Annotated in this window: 20 protein-coding genes; 4 read left to right on the top strand and 16 right to left on the bottom strand. The window is 33.2% G+C overall.

Annotation, left to right across the window (positions count from 1 at the left end):
* Positions 1-167: 167 nt before the first annotated feature.
* Positions 168-1,520 (top strand): Nramp family divalent metal transporter, encoded by a 1,353-nt coding sequence (locus tag ACF91D_RS17620; protein ID WP_327620705.1) that lies wholly within the window; start codon positions 168-170, stop codon positions 1,518-1,520.
* A 96-nt stretch (positions 1,521-1,616) separates the two neighbouring features.
* Here ACF91D_RS17620 and auxB read toward each other — a convergent pair whose 3' ends face one another.
* The 12 genes from auxB to ACF91D_RS17560 all read right to left on the bottom strand — a co-directional run bounded on the left by auxB (position 1,617) and on the right by ACF91D_RS17560 (position 13,749).
* Positions 1,617-2,807, bottom strand: a complete 1,191-nt coding sequence (auxB, locus tag ACF91D_RS17615; RefSeq protein ID WP_119605186.1) for a lipoteichoic acid stability factor AuxB — start codon at positions 2,805-2,807, stop codon at positions 1,617-1,619.
* 72 nt (positions 2,808-2,879) lie between these two features.
* Positions 2,880-3,953, bottom strand: coding sequence for an ABC transporter substrate-binding protein (locus ACF91D_RS17610; protein WP_039069769.1), 1,074 nt, complete (start codon positions 3,951-3,953; stop codon positions 2,880-2,882).
* On the bottom strand, positions 3,950-4,762 hold the full coding sequence (locus ACF91D_RS17605) for an ABC transporter permease (protein WP_069792894.1): 813 nt from the start codon (positions 4,760-4,762) through the stop codon (positions 3,950-3,952). The genes ACF91D_RS17610 and ACF91D_RS17605 overlap by 4 nt, the downstream gene beginning before the upstream one ends.
* Positions 4,763-4,767: 5 nt before the next feature.
* Positions 4,768-5,571 (bottom strand): ABC transporter permease, encoded by an 804-nt coding sequence (locus ACF91D_RS17600; protein ID WP_039069771.1) that lies wholly within the window; start codon positions 5,569-5,571, stop codon positions 4,768-4,770.
* On the bottom strand, positions 5,564-6,658 hold the full coding sequence (locus ACF91D_RS17595; RefSeq protein ID WP_039069772.1) for an ABC transporter ATP-binding protein: 1,095 nt from the start codon (positions 6,656-6,658) through the stop codon (positions 5,564-5,566). Before ACF91D_RS17595 ends, ACF91D_RS17600 begins: the two co-directional genes overlap by 8 nt.
* Before the next feature lie 10 nt (positions 6,659-6,668).
* Positions 6,669-7,208 carry a helix-turn-helix domain-containing protein gene (locus ACF91D_RS17590; protein WP_119586242.1) on the bottom strand — a complete coding sequence of 180 codons (540 nt, stop codon included), beginning with the start codon at positions 7,206-7,208 and terminating at the stop codon, positions 6,669-6,671.
* A 166-nt stretch (positions 7,209-7,374) separates the two neighbouring features.
* On the bottom strand, positions 7,375-7,647 hold the full coding sequence (locus ACF91D_RS17585; protein WP_069792895.1) for a UPF0223 family protein: 273 nt from the start codon (positions 7,645-7,647) through the stop codon (positions 7,375-7,377).
* 262 nt (positions 7,648-7,909) lie between these two features.
* Positions 7,910-9,316: a dihydrolipoyl dehydrogenase gene (gene lpdA, locus ACF91D_RS17580; RefSeq protein WP_039069775.1), complete on the bottom strand. Its 1,407-nt coding sequence runs from the start codon at positions 9,314-9,316 to the stop codon at positions 7,910-7,912.
* Between the two features lie 3 nt (positions 9,317-9,319).
* On the bottom strand, positions 9,320-10,615 hold the full coding sequence (locus ACF91D_RS17575) for a dihydrolipoamide acetyltransferase family protein (RefSeq protein ID WP_039069776.1): 1,296 nt from the start codon (positions 10,613-10,615) through the stop codon (positions 9,320-9,322).
* Positions 10,616-10,762: 147 nt separating this feature from the next.
* Positions 10,763-11,740: an alpha-ketoacid dehydrogenase subunit beta gene (locus ACF91D_RS17570; RefSeq protein ID WP_039069777.1), complete on the bottom strand. Its 978-nt coding sequence runs from the start codon at positions 11,738-11,740 to the stop codon at positions 10,763-10,765.
* Between the two features lie 3 nt (positions 11,741-11,743).
* Complete coding sequence (gene pdhA / locus ACF91D_RS17565; protein WP_017724145.1) at positions 11,744-12,856, bottom strand: pyruvate dehydrogenase (acetyl-transferring) E1 component subunit alpha; 1,113 nt, start codon at positions 12,854-12,856, stop codon at positions 11,744-11,746.
* Positions 12,857-13,122: 266 nt separating this feature from the next.
* Positions 13,123-13,749, bottom strand: a complete 627-nt coding sequence (locus ACF91D_RS17560; protein ID WP_119585163.1) for a YkyA family protein — start codon at positions 13,747-13,749, stop codon at positions 13,123-13,125.
* Between the two features lie 123 nt (positions 13,750-13,872).
* Here ACF91D_RS17560 and def point away from each other — a divergent pair, with 123 nt between their 5' ends.
* A complete protein-coding gene (gene def, locus ACF91D_RS17555) occupies positions 13,873-14,424 on the top strand; it encodes a peptide deformylase (RefSeq protein WP_069792897.1) in 552 nt (183 codons plus the stop codon).
* A gap of 57 nt (positions 14,425-14,481) precedes the next feature.
* Here def and ACF91D_RS17550 read toward each other — a convergent pair whose 3' ends face one another.
* Entirely contained in the window at positions 14,482-14,754 is a 273-nt protein-coding gene (locus ACF91D_RS17550) for a hypothetical protein (protein WP_039069780.1), read from the bottom strand.
* 495 nt (positions 14,755-15,249) lie between these two features.
* Between ACF91D_RS17550 and ACF91D_RS17545 the strand changes: the two genes are divergently transcribed.
* Positions 15,250-15,465 (top strand): DNA-dependent RNA polymerase subunit epsilon, encoded by a 216-nt coding sequence (locus tag ACF91D_RS17545; protein ID WP_039069781.1) that lies wholly within the window; start codon positions 15,250-15,252, stop codon positions 15,463-15,465.
* Positions 15,465-17,321, top strand: coding sequence for a ribonuclease J1 (gene rnjA, locus ACF91D_RS17540; protein ID WP_119585161.1), 1,857 nt, complete (start codon positions 15,465-15,467; stop codon positions 17,319-17,321). The genes ACF91D_RS17545 and rnjA overlap by 1 nt, the downstream gene beginning before the upstream one ends.
* 256 nt (positions 17,322-17,577) lie before the next feature.
* Here the strand turns inward: rnjA and ACF91D_RS17535 are convergent, their stop codons facing one another.
* The 3 genes from ACF91D_RS17535 to ACF91D_RS17525 all read right to left on the bottom strand — a co-directional run bounded on the left by ACF91D_RS17535 (position 17,578) and on the right by ACF91D_RS17525 (position 20,704).
* On the bottom strand, positions 17,578-18,237 hold the full coding sequence (locus ACF91D_RS17535) for a potassium channel family protein (RefSeq protein WP_017724139.1): 660 nt from the start codon (positions 18,235-18,237) through the stop codon (positions 17,578-17,580).
* Between the two features lie 98 nt (positions 18,238-18,335).
* Entirely contained in the window at positions 18,336-19,352 is a 1,017-nt protein-coding gene (locus ACF91D_RS17530; protein ID WP_039067573.1) for a cytochrome d ubiquinol oxidase subunit II, read from the bottom strand.
* Positions 19,349-20,704, bottom strand: coding sequence for a cytochrome ubiquinol oxidase subunit I (locus ACF91D_RS17525; protein ID WP_039067729.1), 1,356 nt, complete (start codon positions 20,702-20,704; stop codon positions 19,349-19,351). The genes ACF91D_RS17530 and ACF91D_RS17525 overlap by 4 nt, the downstream gene beginning before the upstream one ends.
* Positions 20,705-20,885: the final 181 nt, after the last annotated feature.

Genomic DNA, 20,885 nt, shown 5'->3' with positions numbered 1-20,885 from the left:
AAATTTATATTGTGTTAAAAATCATCACGTCCTAATTACAGCACATTTTTATTAAATATGTTTAAACATAATAATTATTTCAGTAAAAATAAAATGGCTATCGTAACACTGTTTAGGTTGACCTAATATTTTTTTTGGAGTAATCTATGGATTGTTAATAAATGTATATGGAGGTGAGGGTATTGACAAAAACAGTTCAATCCCATAAGAGTTTAGATGAAATCAATAATACGGTTTCCGTCAATGCTCACGGTAAGTTTAGCCAGAAACTTTTTTCTTATTTAGGTCCTGGTCTATTAGTAGCTGTAGGCTATATGGATCCTGGTAACTGGATTACATCTATGCAAGGCGGTGCACAGTTCGGCTACGTTTTGCTATTCGTGATTTTACTTTCAAGCCTGTCAGCCATGTTATTACAAAGTATGACGGTGAGATTAGGAATAGCAACAGGTATGGACTTAGCACAAGCAACAAAACACTATTTAAATAAACCGGTCGCTTTTATATTTTGGATTATTGCAGAATTAGCAATTATCGCAACAGATATAGCTGAAGTAATAGGTAGTGCAATTGCTCTTGATTTACTCTTCGGCATACCCTTATTGATAGGCGCATTAATTACCGTGCTAGATGTTTTTCTATTATTGTTCATTATGAAATTTGGATTTAGAAAAATTGAAGCTATCGTAGGTACGCTTATTTTTACAGTGCTTGTTATATTTATCTTTGAAGTCTTTGTAGCTTCTCCTCATGTCACAGAGGTTTTAAATGGATTCGTCCCTAATAAGACAATCATCACAGATAACAGTGCACTCTTTATTGCTTTAGGTATAATTGGAGCGACAATCATGCCCCATAATTTATATTTACACTCATCCATTGTTCAATCAAGAATGTATGCTCGTAATAGTAGTAATTCTAAAGCACAAGCGATTAAGTATGCAATAATGGATTCAAACATTCAATTGTCTATTGCTTTTGTAGTTAACTGCTTACTTTTAGTCCTAGGTGCTGCCCTTTTCTTTGGTGTCAATTCAGAACAGCTCGGTGGCTTTTATGATTTATTCAGTGCTTTGCAAAATCAACCTGTGTTAGGCGCCTCATTAGGAGCGCTTATGAGTACATTATTCGCAGTTGCATTACTAGCTTCTGGCCAAAACTCTACAATAACAGGAACAATGGCTGGTCAAATTGTAATGGAAGGTTTTATCAATTTAAAAATACCAAATTGGTTACGTAGATTGATTACTCGTGCTATTGCAATATTACCAATTATAGTATGCTTAATTATCTTTAAAGGTAACGAAGCTAAAATGGAACAATTACTAGTATTTTCACAAGTATTCTTAAGCTTAGCTTTACCATTCTCATTAATTCCATTACAACTTTCAACTAATGATTATAGTTTGATGGGACAATTTAAAAATAAAACTTGGGTTAATATTATATCTTGGTTCTTAATTATTATTTTAAGTTTATTAAATATATACTTAATCATCCAAACTTTCCAAGAATTATAAACGAAATACAAAAAAGGAGCGAGACATCAGTCTCGTTCCTTTTTTAGTTTCAAATGAACTAGCATATCTTATAGCACATTTTAGAATTTCTATATCTTATTTTTTGTCTTCTGAGTTGTCCGATTCAGCTGATTCTTTGCTATCATGTTCAGTTGTATCAGCAGCAGTTTGTGAAGTCATTTTTTTTCTTTCTTCAAAATTTTGTCTGCGTTGATTCACTGCACTTGGTTGTTGCTTACGTCTTTCTTTTTCACGTTTTCTTCGTTCTTTTTTCTCTTGTTTAATACGTGCTTTTTCTTCTGCTTTTTCTTGTTTTAATCTTGCTGCTTCTTCTGCTTCGGCTTGTTTACGACGTTGTTCTTCTTCGTATGCTTCTTGATGTCTTCGTTGTTCTTCTTCGTATGCTTCTTGTCTTCTCTGTGCTGCTTCAGCTTGAGCTTGTTCGTCATACTCTGTAGTTGCATTGTCAACTTCAGTTTGACTTTGATTTGAAACTGATTCTCCATGTTCATCATAAACGTCACTTACTGCGCCAAATTCATCAGTTTGTTGTTGCTCATCTTCAGTTTGCTTTTTATGTTTATAATTGTATTTCGCTTGTCTGGAAAGCACTTGTGGCTCTTCATGTGCCTCTTGTGTCTCAGCGTTTACTTTATCAGCTACTTCAGAAGAATAACCGCCTCTTCTTAGTTGGTTATCATTTCTTATTTGTTGTTCAGCGTCAGAAGTCTGTTCTCTCTCACTATATTGTGGTTTTGGTCCAGTCTGTTGTTCGTATTCTGAATAACGACCTTGGTACCCTTCTCCATAATAAGCAGGGACTGTTTCTACCTTATCTTTACGTGCAAACATCATAACTGCTACGATTAAAAATAGGATTGGGATAATAAGTGGAACAAATAATAATACCAATGGTAATGTAACTATTGTAGCTAAAAGGAATAAAAACCCTGATAGTATTCTAATATTCATTGAGATAAGTGCTAAGAATGATAATAATAAACACACAATAAAGTAAACGATAATAGCCCACACACCATTTTGTAACCAAATTACAAATTGCGTCGTATTCAAGCTATTATTAGCTAAAATTTGCTGAACAAAATCATTACCATTTAATGTAGTTTCTAAATTTTGTATTGATGTCTCACTACTAAAAGATACTAGTGCAATAAACATCGTAATAATGGTTAGTAATAATAAAAATACCCAGCTTAACCAACCTAATACTTTTTCTGCTAGTCGACTCACAGGACGTCTAACTTGAGTATATTGCTCTCCTGACATGTCTATACAACTCCTTATAATGCTTTCAAACTATTATAGCGAAAATACGCTAAAATAACTACTAACTTAGATTTATTTTAATGACATTTTAAAATTTAAAAATCTTTCGTTATATTCACTCAATGTTTCTTTTCCCAAGTCTCTGTAAACTTCTAAGTTTTCTTGTGACTCTTGTGATGGATAAAAGCGTTCATCATTTTTTACTTCGTCTGGAAGTAAATGTCTTGCTGCTTTATTTGGTGTTGCATAACCAACCCATTCTGTATTCTGCTTACTGTTTTGTGCGTCTAATAAAAAATTCATAAACTTATATGCGCCTGCTTTATTTTGAGCAGTTTTAGGTATTACCATATTATCAAACCATAAATTCGAACCTTCTTTAGGCACAACGTAATCAAATTCATCGCTACCTTGAACCATAGGAGCAGCGACACCGCTCCACACAACAGCAATATTCGCTTCATGTTGTTCTAGCATCATAGTGATTTCGTCACCTACGACGCCTTTAACGTTTGGACCTAAATGTCTTAAATCTCGTTCCGCTTTTTCTAGGTGTTGTGAATTCTTATCATTTAAACTGTATCCTAATTTATTCAACGCTAAACCTATTACTTCTCTTGCACCGTCTACTAATAATATATCATTGTTATATTTCTTGTTATACAATTGATTCCAAGAGTTAAAATTATCATTAGGATACGCCTTTTTATTATAAATAATACCTACAGTTCCAAAAAAATACGGCAAGGAATAGCGATTATTTTTATCAAAAGACATATTCATATAATCTGGATCCAAATTTTTAATATTAGGAACATTGTCATGATTTATCGGTAATAACATGTTTTGTCTTTTTAATTTTTGAACAGTATATTCACTAGGAAAAGCAACATCGTAATGTGTGCCACCATTACGTATTTTGGCTTCCATTGCTTCATTAGAATCAAAAGTTTCATAGATTACTTCAATACCTGTTTCTTTTTGGAATTTTTTAATTAAACTAGGATCAATATATTCTCCCCAATTATAAACATAAATTTTTTCGCCATTTTTTGAATGGTCTTTCGCTGTAAACTTATGACTGATAAACAGACATATTAATCCAACAACAACTGAAACTATGATTAATTGTAAGAATCGCTTCATTGCTGTAAACCTCGTTTCACTTGCTTTTTATGTTTCACCATATTTTGAATGAAATAATAACCAAAAATACCTAACATAATAACTACAAATAATATTGTAGAAATAGCATTGATTTCCATGCTAATACCTTTTCTAGCCATAGCATATACTTCTACTGATAATACACTAAATCCGTTGCCTGTCACAAAGAAACTTACGGTAAAATCATCCAGTGAATATGTAAGTGCCATAAAAAATCCACCAATAATTGCAGGCATCAGGTGCGGTAGCATTACTTTATTTAAAACTTGAAATTCAGTTGCTCCTAAATCACGTGCTGCATTAAGTGTATAATCATTCATTTCATAAAGTTTAGGTAAAACAATGATAACAACGATTGGTATACAGAATGCAATATGAGAAATTAACACAGTCGTGAATCCAAGTCCTAGGCCTGTGAAATGACCAATTGCCGTAAACATAATTAAAAATGAAGCTCCAATAACTACATCTGATGAAACCATCAATACATTATTTAATGTTAATAATGAAACTTTCAACTTTTTATTTCTCAGATGAAATAGACCAATTGCGCCCATCGTGCCAATCACCGTTGCAAAGGCTGCTGCTAAAAGTGCAACAGCAATGGTATTAAAAATGACTGACATGAGGCGTTCATTATTAAATAATGTTTGATAATGTTCTAAGGTAAATCCTTCAAAGTGAATCATGTTACCTGCGGAATTAAAGGAATAAAGCATTAAAAATAAAATTGGAATATATAATACTGCGGTTAATATACCAATGTATAATTTACCATACCATTTCACGTGCTTCACCCTCTTCCATTCGACGATTTAGTATTAGTAATGATCAACACTAGTGCCATAAATATAATAAGGCATAACGCAATCGTTGAACCCATTCCATAATTTTGAATTACAAGAAATTGTTCTTCTATCGCAGTTCCTATATTAATCACTTTATTTCCTGCAATTAATCTCGTTATCATAAACAAGGATAATGCAGGGATAAATGTCACTTGAACACCTGTTAATACACCTTGTTTCGTCAAAGGAAGTATTACTTTTCTAAAAGTAGTAAACGGACTTGCTCCTAAGTCACTCGATGCCTGTAGTATATTATTAGGAATATCTTTCATACTATTAAAAATAGGTAAAATCATAAATGGAATATAAATATAACTTGCTACAATTAAAAATGCAGGAACGGTAAACAATAAATCCATTTCAGATAAATGTAATAACCTTAACATTTGATTGATAATACCATCATGACTCAATAATCCAATAAATGCATAGGTCTTCAGTAGTAAATTAATCCATGTAGGTATGATTAATATCAGTAACCATAAATTTTGAAATTTGGAAGATCTAATAAAATAAGCTGCTGGATAACTGACTAACAATGTAATGAGTGTGATAACAGCTGCAAAAACTACTGAGTCCCAAATCATACGAAAATATTTCCATGTCAGAATTTGCTTATAATTTTCAAAACTGAAATGCCCGTGTAAATCAAATAAGGAGAAGTACACAAGCAAAAGTACTGGAACTATAATAAATAGTATCATCCATAACACATAAGGAATGAATAAGAATTTGTTTATTTTACGCATGGTTATGCTCCTCATAACTTTCGATACGTTGATCAAATTCTGCTTCAGTTTCTCCTGGCACCATAATATGAATCGCTTCAGGATCAAAATACAAGCCAACTTTACTTCCTATTTCTGCTTTTTTAGTAGAATGAATCATCCATTCATAGCCTTTTCTGTCTATACAATTAATTTCATAGTGAACGCCTCTAAATAGCATCGAATCAACAGTGACCTCAAATAAACCTTCTGCAGCTGCCATCAAACTAATATCTTCTGGTCTTATAACAACTTCAACTTTTTTCTGTGAATCTATACCCATATCAACACAGTCAAAATCTTGACCATAAATATTAACTAAATAGTCATCAATCATTGTACCTTCAACGATATTAGATTCTCCTATAAAGTCTGCCACGAAGCGATTGACTGGTTCATCATAAATATCAGTTGGTGTGCCGAATTGTTGAATTTTACCATCTTTCATAACAAAGATATAATCACTAAGTGCCAAGGCTTCCTCTTGGTCATGTGTTACAAAAATAAACGTTATTCCCAACCTTGATTGTATCTCTCTTAACTCATATTGCATCTGTGTACGTAACTTTAAATCTAGCGCAGACAGCGATTCGTCTAATAAGAGTATTTCAGGCTCATTAACTATAGCTCGTGCAATTGCTATGCGTTGTTTTTGACCACCACTCATACCATCAATTGTGCGTGTCTCATACCCTGTTAATTTCACAAGCTGTAAAGCTTCTTGAACTTTCCTTTTAATTTCAGATTTACTTATTTTTTTAAGTTTTAATCCAAAAGCTATATTGTCATAAACATTAAGATGTGGAAATAATGCATAATCCTGAAATACCGTATTTACTTTACGTTTATTTGCAGGCGTTTGATTGATTTTCTTGTTTTGATAAATAATCTCCCCATTATCTGCAGTCTCAAAGCCAGCAATGAGTTTTAGTATGGTCGTTTTACCACAACCTGATGGACCAAGTAACGTGTAAAAATGTCCTGATTCTATATCAATATCAATCTTATCTAAAATTTGTAAATCATCGTAACTTTTACTTACAGATTTGAAAGATAATAAAGGTTCCATATATATCCTCCTATAAATAAGAAGCGGTAACGACTATCATCACTTGAGCTTCTTCTGATTTTGGGTTTATTAATCTATGTAACTGATTAGCCTTAAAATAAAGCGCATCTCCTACTACAGCATGGTAATCATCATCACCTAATTTCAAAGTAACTTGTCCTTTTAAACAATAGATGAAAGTATCTGATTCTGATGGTTCAAAATTTTTATACGAGGCGTTACCTTGTAACGTTAACAATAATGGCTCCATTTCAAATTCATTAGACTGTGTAACCGGCCAATTTAATATATAACCCTTATCATATTCATCATAAGTAACTTGTGATGCCTTTTTATATAACACTTTTTCTGTTCGTGGTTCTTTGAAAAAATCACTAGGAGTCGTACCCAATACTTCTAATATATTCAAAAAGGTTTCCATACTTGGTGATGCATATTGACTTTCAATTTGTGATATATAACCTTTTGATAAGTCAGTACGCTCTGCTAATTCTTCTTGTGTTAAATGCTTTATAATACGTAAATTCTTAATTTTCTTACCTATCTCCATTTTTTCACCTTTTCAAAATATTATAGTGAAAAGTTTTAATTTTCATCATAACTAAAATTTTTGCTTTTAAAAAAATAAAAAGCTATATTCTGTTTACTTTTATCAAACATTTTGTTTAATGCTTAATAAAAATATCAGAATATAGCTTTTATGACAATAGTTATTTTTATTTTGATGAAAAATATCTTTGTTCTGGTGAAGTTTGTACTGCTTTAACCACTTGATAACTGTTATAGCCGCTATTATTCTCAAATTCTTTAAAAATCTGTTTCTCTTCAGCTTTGCCAGGTACAATTTCTTTAAATTGTTTATAACGATTTAATATGAGTTGTCCTTCAACTTTAGATTCATAATAAGCCTCAACAGCATTGAAAAATGACACGACTTGCATCATCTCATCATTTGTCCAATCTAAATCTATTGGATATTGATATTCCATTGTTTTTTTTACCTCCAATTCAATTAACTTATCTTCATTATATTTCAAAGTAATATTTTGTATCATCTATATGCTATATACAAAAAAATCCGAGACATTTATTTATGTCCCGGACTCAATTGTCATATTGGTAATAAATCATTACTTTGAGTAAGAACTTAAATTAAGTTATGCTCAATTGTAAACATTTTTACCAGAGTGTGATAACAAATACTTGTTATGTCACATTCCTTTTTAACTTTAGTATGAAAATCTAAAGAAATTACATTGTATGAATAGGTAATCCTAATGCTTTTTCAGCAGCTTCCATAGACATTTCACCTAATGTTGGGTGAGCATGAATAGTTAAAGATAAATCTTCAGCATTCATACCTGCTTCAATTGCTAAACCTAATTCAGAAATAATATCAGAAGCGCCAGTACCAACTACTTGAGCACCTACTAATGTGTTATCTTCTTTAAGTGTTAACAATTTAACAAATCCAGTTGTGTCATCTAATGATAAAGCACGTCCATTAGCTGCATAAGGGAATTTAGAAGCTGTAACTGCTAAACCTTCTTCTTTAGCTTGAGCTTCTGTGTAACCAACAGTAGCAAGTTCTGGTTCAGTGAAACATACAGCAGGCATACCAATGTAGTCTACTTCAGATGCTTCACCAGCAATTACTTCAGCAGCAACTTTAGCTTCATAACTAGCTTTATGTGCAAGTGGTAAACCAGGAACGATATCGCCAATTGCAAAAATGTTTTCAGCTGAAGTACGGCTTTGTTTATCTACTTCTAACAATCCACGATCTGCAAATTTAAGGCCTAACTCTTCTAAACCTAATTCATCAGTGTTAGGACGACGTCCTACAGTAACTAATACGTAATCAGCATCGATTGTTTGTTCTTCGCCTTTTACTTCATAAGTTACTTTCACACCATTTTCAGTTTCTTCAGCAGATTTAGCCATTGCTTCAGTTACAATTTCAACGCCTTTTTCTTTCATACCTTTTTTAACAGGTTGCGTCATTTGTTTTTCGAAACCACCTAAGATGTCTTTTGCACCTTCTAGGATAGTAACTTCTGAACCAAAGTTAGCGAAAGCAGTTCCTAATTCTGAACCAATGTAGCCTCCACCAACAACAACCAATTTACCAGGAACTTCTTGTAAATTTAGAGCACCAGTAGAATCGATTACGCGGTTACCAAATTTGAAGTTAGGGATTTCAATTGGTCTAGAACCAGTTGCAATAATCGCGTTTTTGAAATTATAAGTTTGAGCACTTTTATCATCCATAACACGTAGGCTATTGTTATCAACAAAGTAAGCTTCACCTTTTACGATTTCAACTTTATTACCTTTTAATAATCCTTCAACGCCACCAGTTAATTTCTTAACAACTGATTGTTTGAATTCTTGAACTTTATCATATTTTAGTGAAACACTTTCAGCGATTACACCTAAATTTTCAGAGTTCTTAGTTTCGTCATAACGATGTGAAGCGTGTAATAACGCTTTTGAAGGAATACATCCTACGTTTAGACATACACCGCCAAGCTCGCCTTTTTCTACGATTGTTACTTTTTGACCTAATTGTGCTGCACGAATTGCTGCAACATATCCGCCAGGTCCTGCTCCGATTACAATAGTATCTGTTTCAATTGGGAAATCTCCAACTACCATGTTTTACCCCTCCATTAATAATAATTCTGGATTATTTAATAAACGTTTAATATGATTCATAGCATTTTGTCCAGTAGCACCATCAATTTGTCTGTGGTCAAAGCTTAATGATAATGATAGTACTGGTGCTGCAACAATTTCTCCATCTTTAACGATAGGTTTTTGTGCAATGCGTCCGATACCTAAGATAGCAACTTCTGGGTGATTGATAACTGGTGTGAACCATTGTCCGCCAGCTGAACCGATGTTACTGATTGTACAAGTAGCACCTTTCATTTCATCAGCTGATAATTTACCATCACGAGCTTTAACAGCAAGTTCGTTAATTTCATCTGAAATTGCAAACATAGATTTGCGATCAGCATTTTTAACTACTGGTACTAATAAACCTCTGTCTGTATCAGCTGCGATACCGATATTCCAGTAATGTTTGTGCACGATTTCGCCAGCTTCTTCATTGAATTCTGTGTTAAGCGCTGGGTATTTTTTAAGTGCAGAAACAAGTGCTTTCACTACATATGGTAAGAAAGTTAATTTAGTACCTTGCTCAGCTGCAACTTCTTTGAATTTTTTACGGTGATCCCATAGTTCTTGAACATCAATTTCATCCATTAATGTTACGTGTGGTGCAGTATGTTTTGAGTTAACCATTGCTTTAGCAATTGCTTTACGCATTGCTGGGATTTTTTCAGTAGTTTCTGGGAATTCACCTTCAGTAGAAACTGCTGCTGGTTGTGAAGCGCTTGTGCTAGTTGTTTCTTCGCTAGCTGCTGCACTTTCATTTGAAGCAGTTGATTGGCCACCATTTAAGTAAGCGTCAACATCTTCTTTAGTAGTACGTCCGTTTTTGCCTGAACCTGAAACAGCTTTAATATTAACGCCTTTTTCACGTGCATATTTACGTACAGAAGGCATCGCTTTAACACGTTTGCTTTCGTCTACTTCTTCATCATTTGAAGCTTGTGCAGGTGCTTCTGGCGTACTTTCTTCTGCTGGTGCCTCTGTTTCTTCACTAGCAGCTTCGTCACTTTCACTACCTTTAAATTGCATTTCTTCTGCATCTGGTGCATCGATTTTAACAATTGTATCACCAACAACTGCAACAGTACCTTCGTCTACTAAAACTTCTTCAATAGTACCAGAAACAGGAGATGGAATTTCTACAACTGATTTGTCATTTTGGACTTCAGCTAATACATCGTCTTCTTCAATTGTGTCTCCAGCTTTAACAAACCATTTTACAATTTCACCTTCGTGGATACCTTCACCAATGTCGGGTAATTTAAATTCAAATGCCACGTTATTATCCTCCTAAAAATTCATATTAAGTCAAAAATTAGAAAACAGGTTGAGACAATTTACTCATACCTTCTTTATTGTATATATAAACTTGAATGAAGTAGGTATAGCGACGTATCGTATACGCTACTCCATTCAAAGAGTATATTAAAATTCTAATGTTTCTTTTGCTTTTTCAATGATATCGTTTTTGTTTGGTAACCAAACATTTTCCGCTTGTGTAAACGGATAGACAGTGTCAGCCGCTGCAACTCTTGCAATAGGAGCTTCTAATGAAAGGATTGAACGTTCAGCTAACTCAGATGCAACTGTTGCACCAACACCAGCTTGACGTTGAGCTTCTTGAACTACTACTGCACGACCAGTTTTTTCAACTGAAGCAACAAGTGTTTCGATATCAATTGGTTGAACAGTACGTAAGTCAATGACTTCTACTGAATAACCTTCTTTTTCTAATTCTTCTGCTGCTTTTAATGACTCTTGTACCATCGCACCGTATGCAATAAGTGTGATGTCATTACCTTCTTGTTTTACGTTAGCTTTTCCGATTTCAATTGTGTACTCTTCTTCAGGTACTTCATCACGGAAAGAACGATATAATTTCATGTGCTCTAAATATACAACTGGGTCATTACTTCTAATTGCAGAAATTAATAATCCTTTAGCGTCATATGGATTTGAAGGGATTACCACGTGTAAACCAGGTGATTGAGCTAAAATACCTTCTAAGTTATCAGCGTGTAATTCTGGTGTATGAACACCACCACCAAATGGTGCACGAATTGTAACTGGAGCTTGTTTAGAGTTACCAGAACGGAAACGCGTACGCGCAATTTGTCCTGCTACAGAGTCGAACACTTCAAATACAAATCCTAAGAATTGTATTTCCATAACTGGACGGTATCCTTGTGTAGTTAAACCTAGAGCTAAACCACCAATACCAGATTCCGCTAAAGGTGTATCAAATACACGATCTTCACCGAATTCTTTTTGTAAACCTTCAGTTACACGGAAAACACCACCGTTAACACCGACGTCTTCACCGAAAAGTAAGACATTTTCATCATTTTGTAATTCGGTTTTAAGCGCATTATTAATCGCTTGAACCATTGTCATTTGTGCCATCGGTTACTTCGACTCCTTCTCTTTATAAATTTCATATTGCTCAGCTAAATTTTGAGGCATTTCATCGTACATATTTTCCATCAAGTCAACAACTGTTTGTTTTTCAGTGTTGTCTGCTTCTTTAATAGCAGCTTTGATTTCAGATTTAGCACGTTCGATAACTTCGTTTTCTTTTTCTTCAGTCCATAAACCTTTATTTTCAAGGAATTTTCTGAAGCGTACTAATGGATCCTTTTTCTCCCATTCAGAATCTTCATCAGATGTTCTGTATTTAGTCGGATCGTCACCAGCCATTGTATGTGGACCATAACGATAAGTGATTGTTTCGATTAATGTTGGACCTTCACCGTTTACAGCACGATCACGCGCTTCTTTAGTTGCTTGATATACTGCTAATGCATCCATACCATCAACTTGGATACCAGGGATACCAACTGAGATTGCTTTTTGAGCTAATGTTGTAGCTGCCGTTTGTTTACTACGTGGTGTAGAAATCGCATAGTTGTTATTTTGAATAACGAAAATTGCAGGTGCTTTATAAGCAGAAGCAAAGTTAATACCTTCATAGAAATCACCTTGTGACGAACCACCATCACCAGTGTATGTGATTGCTACAGCTTGTTTACCACGTTTTTTAATACCTAATGCAACACCAGCTGTTTGAACATACTGTGCACCGATTATAATTTGTGGACTTAGAGCGTTAACTCCTTCAGGCATTCTGTTTCCTTTAAAGTGACCTCTTGAGAATAAGAAAGCTTCTGTTAAAGGTAAACCTTGCCAGATTAATTGTGGTACATCACGGTAACCTGGTAATATAAAGTCTTCTTGCTCTAAAGCATATTGTGAAGCTAATTGTGAAGCTTCTTGTCCTGCTGTCGGAGCATAGAAACCTAATCTCCCTTGTCTATTTAATGAAATAGAACGTTGGTCAAGGATACGTGTCCATACCATTCTCTCCATTAATTCAACTAATTGCTCGTCTGACAATTCTGGTAACAAATCTTCATTAACAACATTGCCATCTTCATTCAAAATTTGAATCATTTCAAATTTAGATTCAGTATCATTCAATACCTTCTCTGCATCGAATTGGGCTTTTAATTTCTGAGCCATTCAATTCACCAAACCTTTCCCGTATAGTAGAAATTCATTTTATCCTTTAACATTGTACCACAAAACTGTTACACTGTTAAACAATTTGAAAAAGTTCTGTAATACTCAAAATAGATACAGTTTTTGTGTCTGTATCAATGAAAATTATAACACTGTACTACTCAAAATCATGTAATTTTTTCTAAAGGCTTCTATATAAATGTAAGCGCACCCATTTATTATGCTATAATCAATTGACACAAATTTCAAATGTAGTGCATTCAATTTTAAGCGAGACTGTCTACATCTTCTTTTTCTTGGTTAACTTTTTTCATTGCATCTGAATATTGTTTAAAGGCTTTGTTCATATCTTTATATGATTTCGATACTGCTTCTGATTTTTTATCAATTTCAGCTTGGTCCACTTTTTCACCTGACGTGTATTGGAACATATTCTTTTCTTTAGTCAAAATGTTTTTGTAAGCTTTAGAATAATTATCGTGTGCTTTATACTTATCTTTAAGTGCATTATTTAATTCTTCAACTTCTTTTTTCTTTTGTTTATCACTTATGTTATCAACATGTTCTTGCGCTTTTTTAAATTCTTTTTCAGAATCATTAAGTGCTTTCTCTTCTTTTTCAAATTCTTTTTCTCTTTCTTCTACGTTATCTACTACTTTTTTTGAAGTTTCTTTAACTTCTTGCTGGTCTTTTCCATTAATTTCTTTTACTAATTTTTGTTTTTCTTGTTCAAGATTATTTAATTTCTTGCCAACTGATGAAACAGGTTTCTCTTCATCAAATGCTTTTTGTACTTTTTCATTATAGTCTTTGATTTCACCTTTATCTGTTGTACAACCTGCGACTAACATAGTAGAAGCAATCACTGCACCGATGCCATATTTTAATTTCATTTTGAGAAATCCTCCTTTATTTGTATGATATATTATATAATATTTTATGATAAATCAAATCTATCACTGTATTTTTCCCATTAAGTTTTGGTATATTTTATATTAAGGAAGGTGTATGAACAAATGTTAACAATGAAAGATATTATCCGTGATGGACATCCAACACTTCGTCAAAAAGCGCAAGACGTGCCACTACCGATTTCTGATGAAAATCGCAATATATTAAAATCAATGCGAGAATTTTTAATTAATAGTCAAGATGAGGAAACTGCTAATAAATATGGTCTACGTTCAGGCGTTGGACTCGCTGCCCCTCAAATTAATATTTCTAAAAAAATGATAGCTGTATACTTACCAGATGACGGAAATGGCAAAAGCTATGACCTTATGCTAGTCAACCCAAAAGTAGTAAGTCATAGTATACAAGAAGCTTATTTGCCTACTGGCGAAGGATGCTTAAGTGTAGACGAAAATATTCCCGGACTCGTCCATCGTAAAAATAGAATTACAGTTAAAGCAACTGATATCGATGGTAAAGAAGTTAAGTTACGTCTAAAAGGCTACCCAGCAATCGTGGTTCAACATGAAATTGACCATATTAACGGCGTTATGTTTTATGACCACATTGATCAAACTAACCCTCTTCAACCACACGATGATGCAGTAGAAGTTTAATTTATAAAGTAAAAATACCGTTAGCAAATTGAGATTATCAAATCGCTAACGGTATTTTTACATAAAGTCATCCCTACGTTCATGATAAGGAACTTCTAATTCTTTCAATTCTGATTTCAATAAATTTAACTCTTGAATGTCGATGAATTCTGGATCATGATTATGTTTTACATAAATTTGATTTCCATTTACATTATCAATGATTTCATTATAATTAAAAAACATAATTACTTGTTCAGCACGCACCTCAAAAGTTACATCTTGAAATATTTTATCAGTTCTTTTTTTTTCAACTTTCACATCTTCAATAATTCTCTTTACTTGATCCATTTCTATCACCTCAACGTCACTTTCACTACGATAAGCTACTGCTATTGCAATGATAATTAAATTTTCCTTCTCAATATTATCTTATAATATTTTTCATTTCATACTCAAGCTTAAACTTCTTTTTATACAAATTTTCTGAAAAAACACAAAGTCAATTTTACAATCTATATAAAATATGAGCATAATTGTTCGGATTAATGGCATACAACAAGATAAAACTGCTTTATTTATTCTACTACATCATGTAAAATGAGAGATAACTGAAAACATACAAGTAATTATATTTGTGTTTTTCTAATCGAACGAAATTAAGAAAATCGCCCTAGCAACATACTGGGATAACTAGTATGTTCTCTTTATATAATGGTAGTGGAAACATCACGTTTTTGAAAATAATGATAATACTTCATCATTTTCGTCCCACTTATAATACTAGGGTTTTACAATAAAATAAAAAGAAAATCAATAGATGATTTTTAGGAGGAAAATAATAAAATGGCAGTATTTAAAGTATTTTATCAACATAACAGTGACGAAGTAATTGTACGTGAAAACACGCAAACAATTTATGTTGAAGGACAAACAGAAGAACAAGTTAGAAGATATCTAAAAAACCGTAATTTTAATATTGAATTTATAACTAAATTAGAGGGCGCACATTTAGAGTATGAAAAACAATCAGATCACTTCAACGTGGAGCAAGCTGAATAATGAAACAAATTCATAAAAATGAAGTTGCGGTTTATGCACTTGGTGGTTTAGGTGAAATTGGTAAAAACACTTATGCCGTTGAGTATCAAGATGAAATCGTTATTATCGATGCCGGGATTAAATTCCCTGACGACAATTTATTAGGTATCGATTACGTTATTCCTGATATCACTTACCTAGAGCAGAACCAAGATAAAATTGTTGGTCTGTTTATTACTCATGGACATGAAGACCATATAGGTGGTGTGCCCTACCTATTAAAGAAAATTAATGTCCCTATTTATGGTGGACCATTAGCTTTAGGCTTAATTAGAAATAAATTAGAAGAACATCATTTGTTAAGAACAACAGAGCTTATTGAAATTGAAGAAAGTAGTGTAATTAAATCAAAACACTTTGAAGTTTCTTTCTATTTAACTACTCACAGTATTCCAGAATCATATGGTGTTATTGTAAACACTCCTGAAGGTAATATTGTGCATACTGGAGATTTCAAATTTGATTTAACTCCTGTTGGAGAGCCTGCTAATATAGCTAAAATGGCTAGACTTGGTGAAGAAGGCGTTCTGTGCTTACTCTCTGATTCAACTAACTCATTAGTACCCGATTTCACATTAAGCGAACGCGAAGTTGGTCAAAACGTCGAAAAAATATTCAGAAATTGTAATGGCAGAATTATATTCGCCACATTCGCTTCTAATATTTATCGTGTGCAACAAGCTGTAGAAGCTGCTATTAAGCATAATCGTAAGATTGTAACTTTTGGTCGTTCGATGGAAAATAACATCAAAATTGGTATGGAATTAGGTTATATCAAAGCACCGCCAGAAACATTTGTTGAACCTAATAAAATCAATACTGTTCCTAAACATGAACTCTTGATTTTATGTACTGGTTCACAAGGTGAACCAATGGCTGCACTTTCAAGAATCGCTAATGGTACACACAAACAAATTAAAATAATACCTGAAGATACGGTTGTCTTCAGTTCATCACCTATCCCAGGTAATACGAAAAGTATCAATCGTACGATTAACTCACTATATCGAGCTGGTGCAGAAGTCATTCATAACAAAGTATCAAATATTCACACTTCAGGACATGGTTCTAAAGGTGATCAACAATTAATGTTACGTTTGTTACGCCCTAAGTTCTTCCTACCAATTCATGGTGAATACCGTATGTTGAAAGCACATGGTCAATCTGGAATTGAATGTGGCGTTGAGCCTGATAATGTCTTCATATTTGATATAGGGGACGTCTTAGCTTTAACACGTGATACAGCGCGTAAAGCTGGTAGAATCCCTTCTGGAAATGTACTTGTCGATGGTAGCGGTATCGGTGATATAGGTAATGTAGTTATTCGTGATAGAAAACTTTTATCTGAAGAAGGTTTAGTAATCGTTGTAGTAAGTATTGACTTTAATACAAATACACTGTTATCAGGTCCAGACCTTATTTCAAGAGGTTTCGTATATATGCGCGAATCAGGACAATTGATTTATGATGCTCAACGTAGAATCAAATCAGATGTAATTGCTAAATTAAATCAGAACCCAGAGATTCAATGGCATCAAATTAAATCTTCTATCATTGAAACATTACAACCTTATCTATTTGAGAAAACTGCACGTAAACCAATGATATTACCAGTTATAATGAAAGTTAATGAAGATAATAACCAATCATTTTCTAAAAAAACTAATAGCAATCAGCCTAAACCTAAGAAAAACAACACGAAGGCATTTGCTAAGTCTAAAAAACCAACAGATAAAAATAATAAAAAAGTTAATAATAAAAAACCGACACAAAATACTAAGAAGCAATCAACAGATGTACCATCAAAAAATGAATAGTGGTGCGTTGTGCAAAAGGTTGATTTACGACAGTAAAGCTAATTAGAACTAGTAATGAATATTAACAGTTCATTAAGTAAGCACTAATAAAAAAGATGAAGTTGAGACTTGAAATTACGTTTCAACTTCATCTTTTTTTATTTTAAAACAACAATATCTTAATATACTATTAGAAAAAGCACTTAAAAGTAGATATTGTATAAGTAACTACTTTTAAGTGCTTTTTCTATGATTAACGTTAATGATCTACTAATGATTATCTTACTACTTTTTTCTCAAAGCGATTTAAATCATTATCGTGTCCTATCATTATCAAAATATCTCCTATTTCTATACTTAAGTTAGGGTCTGGCGATACTAAGATTTCTCTACCACGTTTAATAGCAATAATACTAATGCCAAATTGTGCACGAATATCCAATTGTATAATTGTTTGACCTGCCATTTTCTCACTTGCTTTGATTTCAACGATAGAATGTTCATCTGCAAGTTCTAAATAATCCAAGACGCTTGCACTAGCTACATTATGAGCAATCCTTCTTCCCATATCTCGTTCTGGGTGAACGACGGTATCAGCACCAATTTTATTTAAAATTTTAGCATGATAATCATTCTGTGCTTTAGCTGTTACTTTCTTTACACCTAATTCTTTTAAAATTAAAGTCGTTAAGGTACTAGATTGAATATTCTCTCCAATTGCAACAATAACGTGGTCAAAATTTCGGATACCTAAACTTTTCATTACAGCTTCATCTGTTGTATCTGCTACTACAGCATGTGTTGCAATGTCACTGTATTCGTTTACTCGAGCTTCATTCATATCAATTGCCATAACATCCATGTCTAAAGCATTTAATTCTCTTACTATACTGCCACCGAATCGGCCTAAACCAATCACCACATATTCTTTATCCATATGCGTCCTCCAATTTAAAAATTGTGGCATATTAATTGAAATCATTACTTAGAAAAGTATTGCTGTCAATTAATATAACCACATTTGAAAATATTAAGTTATTTTTTGCCTTCTACATATTTTTTATCAAAGACAAATAATCTTAATAATAATATTAACGATGGAATGAGTAAAAGTAAACCTAAAATAAACACAATAATTAAGGCTATTGCCATGCTACTATTTACGACACCTTCATCTATTCGAATATAAGGATACAATATATATGGCAATTTACTTGCGCCATACCCAAAGAATGCAAAGCCCATTTGGAAAATTACTAATGTAAAAGCATAGCCATGACCTTTTTTCATAAGTGTTAATATCATTGCACCAACAAAACATATAAAACTTAGTAGGAACATCCACCAATAATTTGTTACCGCGTTTAAGAAGTGTTCTTCATTTTGTAAACGTAATGATAAAAATACAAATAATGATACCGCGATCATAGGTGCTCCCCAAATTAAGAACCAATATCTCAATAAATTGTATGCTGGTTTATCTTTTGCTTTAGAAGCGTAAAAAGTAAGAAAACCTGATGAGATATAAAGAACTGAAATAATCGCTAAAAATACGACTGACCATGAATATGGACTAAGCAACAATTCTAACCAATTTAAGTCTAAATGATTCTCTGTGCCAGTAATATACCCACCTTCAGATATCGTTAATGTTGTAGCTAGCGCAGCTGGGATTAGCAATCCAGCTATACCGTACATTCCTAACCATGGTAACTTAGTATCTGGACCATAGTTTTCAAAAGCATAAAAGCCACCTCTAATTGATAGCAAAATTAACGCAATTGACGCTGGCAAGAGTAACACTGTCCCAAGATATTTGGCTGTATCAGGGAAGAACCCAACCATACCTACGAAGAAAAATACAAAGAACACATTTGTTACTTCCCACACTGGATTAAGATAACGAGCAATCAAATGATTAATTTTCTTATCCTGTTTCGTAATTTTTGCATGTAGTGTAAAAAAGCCTGCACCAAAATCAATTGAGGCGATAATGATGTAACAGAATAAGAAAATCCAAAGCACCGAAATACCAATGTATGCAAATATCATTCTGCATCACCTCTTTCTGAAGCTAATGCTTCAACATCTTTATATGCTGGTTTATGCTTAAACATACGGATCAGTACATAAGCTGAAGTAACCATAAGAACGATATAAAGTAGTCCAAATAATATCGTCACGAGCGTAAGTCCACCCGCTTGTGTTGCAGCATCAGCGACTTTTAGATAGCCACGAACAATCCATGGTTGACGACCTTGTTCAGTTAAGAACCAACCAAACTCAATTGCCAACATTGCTGCAGGCCCGGTTAATAATGCACCATATAACATCGGTTTTGAATATGTGAATTTCCGTAATTTTTTAAACACAAGCGTTAACACATACGCACCAGATACTATGAGACAAAATACTCCCATAGAAACCATTAAATCGAAGTAATAATGTACAATCATAGGTGGATGTAATTCCTCAGGGAAATCATTCAAACCTTTTACTTCTGTATCTGTATTATTATCTGCTAAGAAGCTTAAAATACCAGGAATTTTAACTGCACCTGTAACTTCTTGCGTTTTTTCGTCTAATGATCCAAATAAAACTAAATCTGCATTCGATTCTGTATCAAAGTGCCATTCATATGCTGCTAGTTTTTCTGGTTGCTCTTGATGTAAGAATTTTGCAGATAAGTCTCCAGCTAACATAGATCCTAAGGTAAAGATTACACCTAAAATCATAGTTAATTTTAGTGCTTTCTTATGATACTCAGTATCTTTTTTAAATTTATTTTTTAACAATTTAAACGCTGCGATAGCGGCTAATACAAATGCCATTGTCATTAATGCAGTGGCTACAACGTGAAATGAACGTATCAAGAATGAATCATTAAACATTGCGACTAAGGGTTCTACATTAACCATTTTACCATTTTTCATTTCAAATCCAGCAGGTGTATTCATAAATGAGTTAACTGCCGTAATAAAGAATGCGGAAAATGAGCCACCTAATATAACTGGAATACTAATAAGAAAATGTGTCCATTTTCCTTTAAAGCGATCCCAAGTATACAAGTAAATACTTAAGAAAATTGCTTCAAAGAAGAAAGCAAAAGTTTCCATAAATAACGGTAATGCTATGACATGACCACCCATTTGCATAAATGTAGGCCAAAGTAGTGATAGTTGTAAACCAATTATAGTCCCGGTTACAACGCCAACAGCTACCGTGATAGTATAACCTTTGGTCCATCTCTTCGCCATCGCCGTATACGATGGGTCATTTCTCTTAATCCCTAAAAATTCAGCAACAGCAAACATGACCGGTACACCTACACCGATTGTTGCAAAAATTATATGAACTGCGAGTGTCATCGCAGTTAGAAAGCGTGCTAATTCAACTGAATCCATAATATCACCTTTTTTATTTATTTGTGACAAAAATCACAACGTCCATTCATTATAAACTGCTTTACATTTTTTTGAAATAAATTGTGCTTAAAATAAAGTGACAAATTAATGACCAATAACATGTATTTTTTAAACTTGAAATATTTAATAAAGTTTCTTATATTTAAGTAAATTACAATTA

The sequence above is a fragment of the Staphylococcus sp. 231237_7MaSpsaltlick genome, assembly GCF_043107035.1.
The sequence above is the reverse complement of the archived record's forward strand: the minus strand, read 5'-3'. Positions and strand labels throughout refer to the sequence as shown.

Bases quoted from the DNA above. Each gene is read 5' to 3' on its own strand.
- ACF91D_RS17620 (WP_327620705.1), top strand. From the start codon at position 168: ATGGAGGTGAGGGTATTGACAAAAACAGTTCAATCCCATAAGAGTTTA.
- auxB (WP_119605186.1), bottom strand. From the start codon at position 2,807: ATGTCAGGAGAGCAATATACTCAAGTTAGACGTCCTGTGAGTCGACTA.
- ACF91D_RS17610 (WP_039069769.1), bottom strand. From the start codon at position 3,953: ATGAAGCGATTCTTACAATTAATCATAGTTTCAGTTGTTGTTGGATTA.
- ACF91D_RS17600 (WP_039069771.1), bottom strand. From the start codon at position 5,571: ATGCGTAAAATAAACAAATTCTTATTCATTCCTTATGTGTTATGGATG.
- ACF91D_RS17595 (WP_039069772.1), bottom strand. From the start codon at position 6,658: ATGGAACCTTTATTATCTTTCAAATCTGTAAGTAAAAGTTACGATGAT.
- ACF91D_RS17590 (WP_119586242.1), bottom strand. From the start codon at position 7,208: ATGGAGATAGGTAAGAAAATTAAGAATTTACGTATTATAAAGCATTTA.
- ACF91D_RS17585 (WP_069792895.1), bottom strand. From the start codon at position 7,647: ATGGAATATCAATATCCAATAGATTTAGATTGGACAAATGATGAGATG.
- lpdA (WP_039069775.1), bottom strand. From the start codon at position 9,316: ATGGTAGTTGGAGATTTCCCAATTGAAACAGATACTATTGTAATCGGA.
- ACF91D_RS17570 (WP_039069777.1), bottom strand. From the start codon at position 11,740: ATGGCACAAATGACAATGGTTCAAGCGATTAATAATGCGCTTAAAACC.
- pdhA (WP_017724145.1), bottom strand. From the start codon at position 12,856: ATGGCTCAGAAATTAAAAGCCCAATTCGATGCAGAGAAGGTATTGAAT.
- ACF91D_RS17560 (WP_119585163.1), bottom strand. From the start codon at position 13,749: ATGAAATTAAAATATGGCATCGGTGCAGTGATTGCTTCTACTATGTTA.
- def (WP_069792897.1), top strand. From the start codon at position 13,873: ATGTTAACAATGAAAGATATTATCCGTGATGGACATCCAACACTTCGT.
- ACF91D_RS17550 (WP_039069780.1), bottom strand. From the start codon at position 14,754: ATGGATCAAGTAAAGAGAATTATTGAAGATGTGAAAGTTGAAAAAAAA.
- ACF91D_RS17545 (WP_039069781.1), top strand. From the start codon at position 15,250: ATGGCAGTATTTAAAGTATTTTATCAACATAACAGTGACGAAGTAATT.
- rnjA (WP_119585161.1), top strand. From the start codon at position 15,465: ATGAAACAAATTCATAAAAATGAAGTTGCGGTTTATGCACTTGGTGGT.
- ACF91D_RS17535 (WP_017724139.1), bottom strand. From the start codon at position 18,237: ATGGATAAAGAATATGTGGTGATTGGTTTAGGCCGATTCGGTGGCAGT.
- ACF91D_RS17530 (WP_039067573.1), bottom strand. From the start codon at position 19,352: ATGATATTTGCATACATTGGTATTTCGGTGCTTTGGATTTTCTTATTC.
- ACF91D_RS17525 (WP_039067729.1), bottom strand. From the start codon at position 20,704: ATGGATTCAGTTGAATTAGCACGCTTTCTAACTGCGATGACACTCGCA.